The 13,290-nt window shown below is 42.7% G+C and carries 12 protein-coding genes; 3 read left to right on the top strand and 9 right to left on the bottom strand.

All coding sequences use genetic code 11. The features are described from left to right. Positions 1 to 2: 2 nt before the first annotated feature. From K8L98_RS08090 to K8L98_RS08065, 6 genes are read right to left on the bottom strand one after another with little or no spacing between them, the layout of a single operon-like run. Positions 3 to 1,151: an acyl-CoA dehydrogenase family protein gene (locus K8L98_RS08090; protein ID WP_223441042.1), complete on the bottom strand. Its 1,149-nt coding sequence runs from the start codon at positions 1,149 to 1,151 to the stop codon at positions 3 to 5. Beyond that, positions 1,148 to 1,981 carry a 3-hydroxyacyl-CoA dehydrogenase family protein gene (locus K8L98_RS08085; protein ID WP_223441040.1) on the bottom strand — a complete coding sequence of 278 codons (834 nt, stop codon included), beginning with the start codon at positions 1,979 to 1,981 and terminating at the stop codon, positions 1,148 to 1,150. Before K8L98_RS08085 ends, K8L98_RS08090 begins: the two co-directional genes overlap by 4 nt. A 10-nt stretch (positions 1,982 to 1,991) precedes the next feature. Beyond that, a complete protein-coding gene (locus tag K8L98_RS08080; protein WP_223441038.1) occupies positions 1,992 to 2,876 on the bottom strand; it encodes a 3-hydroxyacyl-CoA dehydrogenase family protein in 885 nt (294 codons plus the stop codon). Continuing rightward, positions 2,866 to 4,482, bottom strand: a complete 1,617-nt coding sequence (locus tag K8L98_RS08075) for a long-chain-fatty-acid--CoA ligase (protein ID WP_223441036.1) — start codon at positions 4,480 to 4,482, stop codon at positions 2,866 to 2,868. The genes K8L98_RS08080 and K8L98_RS08075 overlap by 11 nt, the downstream gene beginning before the upstream one ends. Positions 4,483 to 4,493: 11 nt before the next feature. After that, on the bottom strand, positions 4,494 to 5,759 hold the full coding sequence (locus K8L98_RS08070) for an MFS transporter (protein WP_223441035.1): 1,266 nt from the start codon (positions 5,757 to 5,759) through the stop codon (positions 4,494 to 4,496). A 24-nt stretch (positions 5,760 to 5,783) separates the two neighbouring features. Continuing rightward, complete coding sequence (locus K8L98_RS08065; protein WP_223441031.1) at positions 5,784 to 6,932, bottom strand: acyl-CoA dehydrogenase family protein; 1,149 nt, start codon at positions 6,930 to 6,932, stop codon at positions 5,784 to 5,786. A 489-nt stretch (positions 6,933 to 7,421) separates the two neighbouring features. Here K8L98_RS08065 and K8L98_RS08060 point away from each other — a divergent pair, with 489 nt between their 5' ends. The 3 genes from K8L98_RS08060 to K8L98_RS08050 all read left to right on the top strand — a co-directional run bounded on the left by K8L98_RS08060 (position 7,422) and on the right by K8L98_RS08050 (position 10,154). Continuing rightward, the gene (locus tag K8L98_RS08060) at positions 7,422 to 8,552 is read left to right on the top strand and encodes an Ada metal-binding domain-containing protein (protein ID WP_223441028.1); all 1,131 of its coding nucleotides are present in this window, start codon (positions 7,422 to 7,424) and stop codon (positions 8,550 to 8,552) included. 385 nt (positions 8,553 to 8,937) lie between these two features. Beyond that, positions 8,938 to 9,696, top strand: coding sequence for a hypothetical protein (locus K8L98_RS08055; protein WP_223441025.1), 759 nt, complete (start codon positions 8,938 to 8,940; stop codon positions 9,694 to 9,696). 290 nt (positions 9,697 to 9,986) lie between these two features. After that, the gene (locus K8L98_RS08050; protein ID WP_223441021.1) at positions 9,987 to 10,154 is read left to right on the top strand and encodes a hypothetical protein; all 168 of its coding nucleotides are present in this window, start codon (positions 9,987 to 9,989) and stop codon (positions 10,152 to 10,154) included. Between the two features lie 240 nt (positions 10,155 to 10,394). On the opposite strand, the gene K8L98_RS08045 is transcribed toward K8L98_RS08050, so the two are convergent. The 3 genes from K8L98_RS08045 to K8L98_RS08035 form a co-directional block, all read right to left on the bottom strand. Further along, entirely contained in the window at positions 10,395 to 10,937 is a 543-nt protein-coding gene (locus K8L98_RS08045) for a DUF420 domain-containing protein (RefSeq protein ID WP_223441018.1), read from the bottom strand. Positions 10,938 to 11,050: 113 nt separating this feature from the next. Beyond that, positions 11,051 to 12,736, bottom strand: coding sequence for a sigma-54 interaction domain-containing protein (locus K8L98_RS08040; RefSeq protein WP_223441015.1), 1,686 nt, complete (start codon positions 12,734 to 12,736; stop codon positions 11,051 to 11,053). A gap of 5 nt (positions 12,737 to 12,741) precedes the next feature. After that, positions 12,742 to 13,062, bottom strand: a complete 321-nt coding sequence (locus tag K8L98_RS08035; RefSeq protein ID WP_223441012.1) for a DUF3870 domain-containing protein — start codon at positions 13,060 to 13,062, stop codon at positions 12,742 to 12,744. Between the last annotated feature and the right edge of the window lie 228 nt (positions 13,063 to 13,290).

Genomic DNA, 13,290 nt, shown 5'->3' with positions numbered 1-13,290 from the left:
CTTTATTGATATTGCTTTTTCAATTGACCTGCAATGATGTTTTTCTGAATTTCGGAAGTGCCTTCATAGATTCTCGTAATCCGTGCATCCCGGAAAAATCGCTCGATGGGGTAATCAGCAATATAGCCGATTCCGCCATGTACCTGAACGGCTTTATCTGCCACACGGTTATACACTTCAGATCCGAACAGCTTCAGCATCGCCGCTTCTTTAATCACCTTCATGCCTTCGTCCACCATCCAGGCGACCCGGTAGGTAAACGACCGCAGGGCTTCAATTTCCATCGCCATCTCTGCAATCATATGGGAAACTGCCTGATGTTCAAAAATAGGAACATCAAATTGCACTCTTTCCTGGGAATACGTCATCGATAGGTCAAGCAGCTTTTGACACGATCCCAGATTTCGGGCCGCAAGACCTGCACGTCCATTTGCGAGGATTTTAAGAGCATTCACATACCCATGGCCCTCTTCACCAAGTATATTTTCAGCGGGAACCTCACAATCTTCTAAAATGATCTCAGCTGAATGTGAACCGCGGAGCCCCATTTTCTTTTCAACAGCTCCTACTTGGAATCCCGGAAAATCTTTTTCTATGATAAAAGACGTGATGCCCTTTGCACCTTTTGAAGAGTCCGTTACGGCCATCACAGTAAATACATCTGCCTCAGTCGCATTTGTGATGTAATGCTTCGTGCCGTTAAGAATATATTTATCTCCCTTTTTCACAGCAGACGTTTTAAGATTTGTCGCATTAGAGCCGGCACTCGGCTCTGTTAAGGCAAAGGCGCCGATTTTCTCGCCGCTCGCCATGGCAGGCAGGTACTTCTGCTTTTGCTGTTCATTTCCCATCTCGACAATTCCGACTGTTCCAATGCCTGTATGAGCACCGATTAACGTCGTATATCCGTTATGAGTTGCACCGATTTCTTCATACAAAGCACATTTTCCAACCATTCCGATGCCTAGACCTCCGTATTGCTCCGGAATGCTTAATCCGAAAAGCCCCAGTTCCTTTGACATCGAAATGATCCGTTCAGGTATCGCATTTGATTCCTCAATTTCCATCGCAACAGCTTCAACTTCTGTTTGAACAAAATCACGGACGCTCCGTTTTAAAAATTGAATGTCCTCATCAAATTGAAAGTTCATGAGCTTGCCCCCTGGCTGTATTTATAAAATCCCCGGCCGCTTTTTTTCCCTAGCCAGCCTGCCTTTACATATTTCACAAGGATCGGACACGGACGGAATTTTTCGCCAAGCGTTTTATAAAGATATTCCATATTCCTGAGCCTCGTATCGAGCCCGACTAAGTCAGCAAGTTCAAGCGGTCCCATTGGATGATTTAAGCCCAGCTTCATCGCCTTATCGATATCCTGAACAGAACCGACTCCCTCCATCACCATTGTCATCGCCTCATTTCCGATCAGACAATTCATGCGGCTGACAGCAAAACCGGGAAACTCATTAATCTTTACGCATTCTTTTCCAAGTGCTTCTCCAAATTGAAAGCACGCATCGATTGTGTCTTCGGACGTTTCCAGGCCGCAAATGACTTCGATCAGCTTCATTTTTGGCACAGGATTGAAAAAGTGAAGCGCAATGCACTGCTTGGGGCGGCTTGTTTGGGCACCGATTTCAGTCGGGCTCAAAGTTGATGTATTGGTTGCCATAATCGCTGAAGGTTTAGCATAGCGGTCAAGCTCTTTAAACACGCTGATTTTCAGTTCCATCACTTCAAGCACTGCTTCAATAATGAGATCTGCGTCTTCTGCTGCCTGCTTTAGTTCAGTAGTGTAGATCATGTTGGCCTCTGCATCTGTCTTGCCTATTTTTTCGAATTGCTTTGACACATAGGCGCGGCAAGTATTCAGCGATTGTTCATGAATATCCTGAACAACAACTGAAAACCCTGCAGCCGCACATGCAAAGGCAATCCCCCGGCCCATCGTTCCTGCACCAATTACACTGACTTTTTGCACAGAATCCCCCCTATTTCACTGCTGCCTTTTTGTTGTCATATGTGTAAAAACCTTTGCCGGTTTTTCTGCCCAGCTCCCCTTTTTCCACCTTTTCCTGAACGATCTTGGCAGGCTTATCACGCTCATTTCCGCTTTCCTCATAGCGCTGCATTCTGACAAAATAGTTGACATCAATGCCGGTCAGATCCATTAAGGCGAACGGGCCAATCGGATGATTCAGCGCTTTTGTACAAACGAGGTCGATTTCTTCAAAGGCTGCATAGCCGTTTTCAAAAAGGTACACCGCTTCATCCATCAGTTTTCCTAAAATGCGGTTGGCAATAAATCCTGAGATTTCTTTATTCAATAAAACTGGCAGCTTATTAATCTTTTTCACAAAGTCCATTGACGTTTGAGCAGTTTCATCAGAGGTGTGCGGTCCTTTCACAACTTCCACAAGCTCCATTACTAATGCAGGGTTGAAGAAGTGAATGTTGCAGACCTTATCGGGACGGCCAGTTACATCCGCTATTTTTGAGCTGACGATTGTTGAGCTGTTTGTGGCCAAAATGGCATGCGGCGGTGTGATCTCATCCAGCTTCTTAAATAGCGCTCTTTTTACATCCAGTTTTTCAACGATCGCTTCAATAACAAGATCTGCTTCCCTTAATTCATCAAGAGACGCGGTAAACGAAATCCGGCTGAACGCAGTTTCAACTTCCTCTGCGGTAAACCTTCCCTTTTTCACTCGCTTCTCCATTTGTACACCTAAAAACTGCTTTGCTTTTTCAAGGTTTTCCCCGCTTACATCCTGCAATGTAACCGGATATCCTGCAAGTGAGCAGACCATCGCGATTTGCGATCCCATTGTCCCTGCTCCAATCACAGCTGCTTTTTCAATTGATTCAATTCCCATTCAGGTTGTCCCCTCTCTCTGATTCTTCTTTTATCAGCAGCCGTTTTAACAGTTTTCCAACCGTATTCCGCGGCAGACTGTCTCGCACATCAAACTGCTTTGGAACTTTATAGGGTGTCAGTTTTGTATAGCAATAGCCTCTCAGCTCTTCTTTATCAATTGTCTTCCCATCCTTTGGCACAACATACGCTTTCACTCTTTCTCCGTGCTCTTCATCAGGCAATCCTACAACAGCCGCTTCCTTCACATCCGGGTGCTCATAGAGGACACCTTCGATTTCCTGCGGATAAATATTAAAACCGCCCAAAATGATCATTTCTTTTTTGCGGCCGACAATATAAAAGTAACCTTCATCATCCATCGTCGCCAGATCCCCGGTGTACAGCCAGCCATTTTGCAGCGCTGCGTGTGTTTCAGCTGCATTGTTCCAGTAGCCCTTCATAATTTGCGGACCCTTGATCAAAAGCTCCCCGACACTTTTTGCCCCTAGCTCCCGGTTGTCCTTATCCACAATCATGCAGTCTGTTTCTGGAACCGGAATACCGATGCTGCCGATTTTTCTTTTGCCAAACGGCGGATTGCGGTGTGTGGAAGGCGAAGCTTCTGACAATCCGAATCCTTCCCCAATCCGCGTTCCCGTCAAGCGTTCGAAACGCTGAATGATTTCAACCGGAAGCGGAGCAGATCCTGACGAACATAACTTTAGACAACTCAGCTTTGCCTCTTCAATCTCAGGATGATTGACAAAAGCGATGTACATCTTCGGTACGCCCGGAAAAAAAGTAGGCCTATGCTTTTTGATTTTCGCAAGCACATCATCAATCTCGAACTTTCTGAATAAAAGCAGTCTGCCTCCAATGAAGATCCCCAAATTCATGCCGCTTGTCATGGCGTACACATGATAGAGCGGTGTTGCGATCAGCACCGTTTCTTTTCCCTGAACCATTGATTCCCCGTACATTAGGCAGCTCTGATAGACGTTGGCTGTCAGATTAAAATGTGTCAGCATCGCGCCCTTCATTTTCCCTGTAGTTCCTCCTGTGTACTGAATGACTGCCACATCTTCCTTCGCATTGATTTCAGCAGGACTTTTTAAAGGAATTCCAAAGGCTATTAACTCTTCAAGCTTCAGATAACGGCCGTCTGATTCTGACAGCTGAGAAGCCATCATATATCTGAAGGAATACAGGCCGCTGACTTCATTAATTGTTTTCCTGCCCGAGGCATCTGCCACGATCGAAGTCACTTCAGCATCTGTTATGATTTGAAGCAGCTCTCTTGCTGTGTACATCGGATTAATCTGCACCACAATCAGCCCCAGTGCATGAGCAGCATAATATGAAATGACGTAATCGGGGTGATTGGCAAGCATTAATCCAATGCGCTCACCCTTTTTGAACCCCATTTCGTTCCATTTGCCTGCCAGCAAATCGACTTTGCTCTTAAGCTCAAGATATGACAGGTCTTCCTCTTCGAAAATAATCGCGGTTTGCCCGCCATAGCGTTCAGCCGTTTTCTTAAGCATCGTATAAACAGACTGTTCCGGAATATGAACCTCCCCGTGCTGATAAAAAGAATGCCAGGGACGCTGAATCGTACGTTCCACATTACCCCTCCTTACTTTCCGATTGCGGCATGATTATCTGATGCAAGGTCCACTTTCGAATTAGGTCTTACAAAAACAGTGAACAAAATCCCAAATAACGTAATCAGACCTGCCATGAAAATGATGGACAAATCAAAGCCGGCCGCACTGTTATTACCGGATGATCCTACGATATAACCTGTAATTAAAGGTCCAACAATGCCTGCCAGGTTGCCTGATGAAGTTAAAATACTCGTCATCAGCCCGCCCCGCTCCGGAAGCAGATGGATGATGATGGTTGGTCCTATCGTTAAAATTCCATATGTAAGACCTTTTGCAAGGCACATGGCAATAATGACCCAGACGGCATTTGTAAAAAAAGCCGTTGAAGCGAGCAGCAGCGCACCGATGATCATGGCCAGTCCAACTACATACACCCTGGAAATCTGCCAGTCCTTATTCCGTTTAAACATTCTGTCAGATAAAACGGAAACGCCGATATAAACTCCGACTGAAACAACGCCAATGCCTGATACCGCATAGCCCATCTCAATGTTTGACATGTTGACGATTTTTACTAAGTAAACAGGCAGCCATACGGCAAACCAGACAACAAGCAGGTAGGTTGAAAAATATGCAAGCGTCGTGAACAAGGCTGATGGCCTAGACAGCAGGATTAAAAAAGCTTTTATATCAAGCTTTTCAAGCTGCTTCTTCTTCGGTTTTTCGTCTTCTTCCAGTTCTTCAGCTCTCGGAACGTCACGCGTGAATTGAAACGCGGCAAACCAGACAATACTTGCCACTCCTAAAAAGGCGAAGGCAATGCGCCATCCGAAAATATGGATAAGCGCCACAAGAATGGGCGCCGCAACCATCGCACCTAACGTAGCTCCTGAAACAACGACAGAATTAGCAAGACCGCGAAGCTTCGGAGGAAACCAAGTATTTGCATGGTTATATGCAATCGGGCTGAACGGACCTTCAAAAGCACCCAGTAAAAAACGGTAAAGCAGCAGCAATGGCAGACCTGCAATGGCAAGCACACCTATCTGCAAGACTGCCCATGTCAGCATCAGAAAGCCGAGCACTTTTTTTGCTCCGATCCGGTCGGCCCATGCTGCTCCGAAAATCCCTGTTACCGGGTACAGCCAATAATAACTGCTTCCGACAAGACCCCAATCGGCATAGGAAAGATTAAATTCCTTCATAATCGGTACAGCTGCAAGACCCGTAATCGATTTATCCGCAAAGTTAATGAACATCCCAAAGAACAGTAAAACAAGCACAGTCCAGCGCATCTAACTCCCCCTATCCGCTCTTGCTCAATTTTCTTCCAGTACACGTCTTGCGATGATCAGACGCTGAATTTCGTTTGTTCCCTCATAAATTTTCGTAATCCGGGCATCACGGTAAAAACGCTCTACTGGATAATCCGAAACATAGCCCATTCCCCCGTGAATCTGTACCGCTTTGTCCGCTACCCGGTTGAAAACATCTGAAGCAAACAGCTTTGCCATCGATGCTTCCTTAATGACCTTTTTTCCTTCATCAATCATAGAAGCAGCCATGTATGTCAGTGTTCTGGCAGCTTCCGTTTCCGTCGCCATATCGGCAAGCATCCATTGAATCGCCTGATTATCAGCAATCGGTTTTCCGAATTGAACCCGTTCTTTTGCGTATGAAGCTGAAAGCGCTATCAACTTATCGCACGATCCAACTGCTCTTGCTGCAAGCCCCACACGTCCTTCGCTTAATATTTTCAGCGCTGACATATATCCCATGCCGACTTCCCCGATTACATTTTCCTCAGGCACCACGCAATCTTCAAAAATCAATTGTGCGGTATGAGATCCGCGCAGCCCCATTTTCTTATCTTTTTTTCCGAGCATGAATCCCGGAAAATCTTTTTCAATCAAAAATGCGGTAATTCCCCCTTTTGCTCCTTTTTCTTTATCTGTTAGCGCGAAGACTGTAAAAACATCAGCAACCGGCGCATTCGTAATGAAATGCTTTGTCCCGTTCAATATCCACTGATTTCCCCGTTTTTCTGCACGAGTTGCAAGGTTCGTAGCATCGGAACCAGCACCGGGCTCTGACAAAGCAAACGCGGCGATTTTCTTGCCGGCTGCCATATCAGGCAAATATTTTTGCTTCAGCTGTTCGGAAGCAAGCTTCACTAAACCTGTGCTTCCGATTCCTGTATGTGCACTGATTAAGCTGACAAAACCATTATGCGTATGTCCGAGCTGTTCAAGCACCACTGCTTTTCCAACCGCATTCAGCCCGATCCCGCCGTACTCTTCTGGAATGCTGATGCCGAAAAGACCAAGGTCCTTCGCCTGCTCTACTAAATGATCCGGAATCTTGTCTTCATCTTCAATCTGCTGTGCGTATGGTTCAACCTCATTATCTACAAAGCTCTTCACCATTTTCTTCATTTGTTCAATTTCCTGAGTAACCGTTGCCTGCATCTATATATCCCCCTTTTAGATTCTTAGTTTTATAGATGCAAGAAGTGTGCCAACTGTGGAAATGCTGAGGTAATGTGAGTGTCAGGTGCAGAAGATTCATTTTTGAATCACACATGTCGATATAGGAGGGTTTTGGTGATTCATTTTTGAATGAGAGGATTCAGGATTGAATTATTTGAAAAACCGGTCTATTGCACTCTCGATTAAAACGATTTTTTCTTTTTCTAAGCCGTGCGGATTAAAATTTTCGTCACTACACGTTCTGAAGTATTCCGGACATATAAAAAAACCGATTTATAATCAGCTCTTTAAATGCTTCTTCATTACCTTTGATTGCTTTCTCTACTGTATGTACATGACTCACGTTTTCATATCCTTTCACATGTTAGAGGGACATGATATAAGAAAAGTAAGTGATGAAATCTACGTCATCATACAAAAATATGTAAAATAGTGGTATCATTTTTAATAAAGAGAGGGGATGAAATCATGACAGTGTTACCCCGCAGCACAATGCTTAAAGCGATGCTATCTGCTGACAAAACGTTTGATGGCGTATTCTACACCGGCGTAAAAACCACTAAAATCTATTGTTTACCCTCCTGTTATGCAAAAAAACCGCTTCCTGAGAATGTTATTTTTTTCCAATCGGCAGCCGATGCTGAAAACCAGCAGTTCCGCTCATGCAAAAAATGTTTTCCTGATTTTCTGCAAAGTAAATGGATTGATCATAAGAGTTACATAGAATTAATCCCTCCAAATGATTTTGCCTTCAGTGAATGTCTTGCGTTTCTCGGAAGATCCTCTGCTGAAGTTCTTCACCATGTCGAAGAGGGGTTCCTGCTCAAATGGATCGAAATCGATGGTAATAGGGTCATGATGAAGGTGTCATTGAAGCAAGATAGACTAGTCATTGAATTCCCTGATCTTACACCTGACAAGTTCACCCGTGTACAAGCAGCCAAATACATCTGGACTCTATTTGATTTAGACAGGGACATGCAGCCTTTTTACGAGCTTGCTGAAAAGGATGAACTATTAAGAAACGTCGTCACTAAGCATTACGGACTGCGGATCATTGGCATTCCCGATTTGTTTGAAGCCTTGACCTGGGCAATCATTGGCCAGCAAATTAATCTTAATTTTGCCTATACGCTAAAAAGAAGATTAATCGAACAGTTCAGTGAGTGCCATTATTTTGAAGGAAGACAGCTGTGGCTTTTTCCAAAAGCTGAAGTGATTGCTTCACTTGAGATATCAGATCTTCAAAACCTTCAATTCACAAAGAGAAAAGCAGAATATATTCTTGGCATTGCGAGGGAGATTTCGAACGGCGATCTTTCTAAAGAAAAGCTGCTTCGATTAGAAACAGATGAAGCACGGTCTCTTCTGCTAAGCATTCGCGGTGTAGGTGCATGGACAGCAGATTATGTCATGATGAAATGTTTAATGGAGACAGCTGCTTTTCCTGCTGCAGACGTCGGTCTGCATCATGCTATAAAAGCTCAGCTGGGTTTAGAGAGGAAGCCTTCTATGGATGAACTAGTAGAACTCTCTGAAGGCTGGCAGGGATGGGAAGCGTATGCAGTATTTTATTTATGGAGGTCGTTGTATCAATAATAAAAAAACGGGTTATTCTTCCTTGCACTTTGATTGCAGCGCTGCTCATTTGCTTGTCATCAGACTTTGGGGCTGGAAGAAAATCGATCAGATGGGGACGGGATAGATTTTCAAAAGCATTCTCCATACACTATCGATGCAGCCACTGAATACGTTAGGTTCGGATTTAAAGCAGACATGGCTTTTAAATATGCTGTAGATTTTGGGATTGATGGCTTGTATTCTATTCATGAATTACAAAAAGATTTTAAATTTAAATTGCTTAAATAAGTGTTATTCCTTCCAAAAATGGAAATAAATAATATTGTCACATATTACAAGTTTTTGAAATACATAGTAAAATTATTCTGTTACTATGTGACACTATTATTGGGGAGGAATTGGAATGGAACAAAGAATCATTGCATTAAAGAGCCAGCTTGAGAACGTAGAACTAAAAGAGGATTCAAAAGATTTTCTAGCAAATGTCCTTGAAATACTTTCTCAGATGAATGAAGAGTTTGGAGCAGCTAAGAAAGATGAAATTATTGGCCGTATAAATGAGTACTATGAAAAAAGAATGGCTGAGATCAGAGAGGGTAATACACATATTAAATTTGATGATATGTCCCACACTTTCACGATGTTCATATTGCCTTTAGATGGATTTGCAAATAAGAACTATGAAACACAATATGACCTGCAAAAAATCAATTTATCACAAAATCAAGTTAAATTTAAGCCTATCTATGCAAGTGAATGGACTCCTGGAACTAACTCTGAAGGCTTAATTACTAGCAATAAACATTCTTATACCCAGATATACAGAAACGGTGTAGTTGAAGTTGTGGATAAAGGCATCCTAAGTAGAAGTCAAATTCCATCTCAAGGTCTTGAAAACAAAATTGTGGAGCACGTGAGAGAGATATTTGAACTGTTGAGTCTTGCTGAGGTTAAAGGGGATTTTATAATTAAAATCCAAATAATGGACGTTGATAGAGTCACATTGGCCACAAATCCGGAAAGATATTGGGGAAGATCAAAAGAAGTTTCAGGTGACATAAGCTTACCTGATGCATGGATAACAATCGAAGATGACATATTGCAAAGTTTGAAAATTCAATTTGATGCTTTATATAACAAATTTGGTTTTAACAGGCATTAAAGTCTTTAATTGTAGTGAGGGCACATCCTTCACTACAATTAATCAGTTTGACACATGCCCTTCAAGCTAAGATATATTTGTATCCCCTTAACGAAAAAATTCTTTTTTTCTATTGATTTTACAGAAAAAGTAGCCCTTTTTGCGTTTTGGTGTGTTTTTTATTTTTATCTTGATGGCTATGCATCAGTACCCCGTTAAGCAATAAAAACTTTGGTGATGCTAATTTTATTAAATTGAATGTCCTTTTATTATTAGTCACATACTAAAAAAAAGAGGAAGGATGAAATCGAATGGGAAAAATGAATAAAGAAGCTGCTCCTAACAACAACTTGTCTTCAAAAGAAATTCGGTCCTCAAAATTAGTTTCATCTAAACATGAAAATGATTATGAATTCTCAGAAGAACTTGCTGATGGTGGAGAACGAAATGAAATCATTACAAGACAAGAAGATCATTAAGAAACATGATAAACATCCTTCGGGGTGTTTTTTACATTTTAATACTATGGCCACGACTACTTAACGACGAAGTACTATTAAAAAGCTACGTTAAGACGTTTCTTGTGGGTTATGTGGTGGTATCCTGGGCTTTGACAACGTACGAGAAAATGGGAAGAAACTGGACGTCATTTCCCAGACTGATTATCTATTTATTGAAAAAAATGAATAAAAAAAGCTCAGCGCAAGCTGAGCTCTTTTTCAATAATACGGTGAGATCATCAAGTAAACAATGACACCCGTAAAGCTTACATATAACCAGATCGGCATACTCCAGCGTACAATCCTGCGGTGCTTTGTAAGCTGGCCTGTCCAGCCCCAGACAAGTGAGAACAGGGCAAGCGGAACAATGATTGCAGCAAGGAAGCTGTGTGTAATCAGAATGAAGAAATAGACATTTCGAATGAAACCTTCTCCGCCAAAACGCGTTGTTTCACCTGACATGTAGTGATACGTCAGATAAGACACACAGAAAAGCAATGTCGTAGTAAAAGCGGCTAAAATAAAGCCTTTATGCAGCTTCACATTTTTCTTAATAATGGAGACAAGCGCTATGACTAGAAAAACAAACGTAAAGCTGTTCAGTACGGCATTTATCCGCGGAAAAATATGAATATCAAATTTAACTTCGCCGCCATAGCCGATCGGCAAAAAGAACAAACCAAGAATAATCGCATTTACGACAAGGGAAAGTGTGACGATAATCGCTGTATAATTCTTGCCTGTGCGAGCTGTTTCTTCCATAAGTATTCTCTCCTCATGATTCAATATGTTTTATTGTACCACGAGATTATATGCTAATATTCGACAATTGTATGAAGGATTCTCCTGCAGACTGCCCGGGTTCGGGAGGCGTTTTATTGGACAGGCTGTTCGAAACACAATCCATACTTCTTCATCTTTCTCACAATCGTAGGCTGGCTGCTGTCTAGAGCTTCAGCAATTTCATAGGTCGTTTTGTACTTTTTAACCGCAAGCGACAAGATCTTCTCCTCAGCAAGCTCTGCCGCTTCCTTCAATGTGACAATTTTAGAAATATGAATGGGTCCTTCCTGCCGCTTATACTCTGAAGGAAGATGCCGGGTCTTTAATAAATCCTCTTCGCTGATTAAGACGAGTCTTTCAATTAAATTCGCAAGCTCCCGTACATTTCCAGGCCAGCTGTATGTATAAAAAAAATCTTTAAGAGCCGTATCCATCCGTTTCTTCTTCTCATACCTTTTGTTGGCTTTTTCCAAAAAAAGCTCCGTCAGCGGCAGGATATCGCTTTTTCGGTCCCTTAGCGAAGGAATGAGAATCGGGACAACATTTAAACGGTAGAATAAATCCTCACGGAACTCTCCGTTTTGAACCATGTCCTTAAGATCTTTATTTGTGGCGGCAAGGATTCTGACATCCACTTTTTTGGGTGAAGTTCCGCCTACGCGCTGAATTTCTTTTTCCTGTATGACACGCAGCAGCTTTACCTGAAGACTTAGCGGCATCTCGCCGATTTCATCCAAAAACACGACACCCTTGTGCGCCATTTCAAACATGCCTGGTTTCCCATGTTTATTCGCTCCCGTAAAAGCGCCTGCTTCATAGCCAAACAGCTCCGATTCAAGCAAATCAGCAGGGATCGCCCCGCAATTCACTTTAATGAACTCACCCTTTCCTGCACGGGCACTTTTGCTGTAAATGTAGCGGGCAAGCACGTCCTTGCCGACTCCGGTTTCCCCTAGGATTAAAATTGTTGCATCTACATCCACAACTCTGTCAGCCGTTTCATAAATGGAGACCAATTCTTCGCTTTTAATGACGACATCTCCGTTCAAATCTTTTTTTCCTTTTAACCTCTCAATTTCTTTTTTATAGCTGTCATTCAATTTCGTAGCTTTCCGCAATGCACTTTGAAGTTCGTTAAGCTCTGAGAGATCACGGATATTTGTCACGATGCTCTCGATTTCGCCTTTATCGTTAAATACCGGATTGCCGGTGAGGAGCGTTTCTTTCCCTGCCCGGTTCAGCTGAACGACGGAAACACTCCGTTTTTTGTCCAATACTTTATGAGTGACTGAATTTTCAAGAATGCCGCGGTTAATAAGGGCATTCACATTTTTCCCGATATAGTAATCTTTCGGAATGCCGGTTATCCGCTCAATCGCTGAATTCGTCTTTAACGTAATTCCCTCTTTATCTGTAATATAAATGCCGTCATATGAATTTTCGATAATTGCATCAAGTTCCCGATTGACCCTCTTCGACTCCTTAAGCTCATTTATCAAGGAAATCAGCTCAGTGGAAACGGTTCCAATATAGAGCTTGTCAGAAGAATCGGCAAGCTTTGTCTTCATAAAAATACAGCTTGAGCCATTGCTGCTCGCATGGATCAGTTTCCCGCCTTCGAGTTCTTCCCACACATCAAATAACTCGCTGACTTTCATATTTTGAACGCCAATGCGCTTGGTAAATTTCAGGACAACTTCATTGCTGTGTAAAATGATATGGCTGTTTGACGTCACAATACATGGAAAAGGAATATGTTCAATGATCTTCGCATTCATCCCTGTCACCTCTCTAATTTCAGCTGCTGATACTGAAAATGAAGGTCTGATAGAGCGGCAACAATCGCATGAATGGCTTTCCCGCAGTAGTTTTCTTTTACATGCTGAACAACTTCATCCACACCATGCAAAAGACTGTAGCCGCGAAGCAGGCGTCCGACGAAATCTCTCCCGTGTTCTGTCGCAAGTGTACAGGACGCTTCCAAAATCACCGCATACCTTTTATCAATTTCAACCGTAATGGTCAGCATATCATATACATTTTTTGCAGCCATTCCTGCTGGCAAACGTGCATGGCCGGCAATAAACATCGTCTGTGAATGCATCGTGCAGCCCGTCCTTTCGACAAAAACCCCAATTTGATACTGACTTACTTCTTTATTTATCGGGGGAATCCTGCTTTCTTTTGAGGGTTCCCGTTATGAAATAAAGTGATTGCGACTTGTGTTCTGGATTATTTTGGAGCGGCGGAAGTAATTCCGGTACTTTTCGAAATAATTCCGAGACTTTATATCTTAATTCCGAGACTTTTAACTTAATTCCGAGACTGTCCA

The sequence above is a fragment of the Metabacillus dongyingensis genome, assembly GCF_019933155.2.
GTDB classification, from domain to species: domain Bacteria; phylum Bacillota; class Bacilli; order Bacillales; family Bacillaceae; genus Bacillus_P; species Bacillus_P dongyingensis.
Note: the sequence above shows the minus strand (reverse complement) of the source record. Positions and strands in the feature narration are given on the sequence as shown.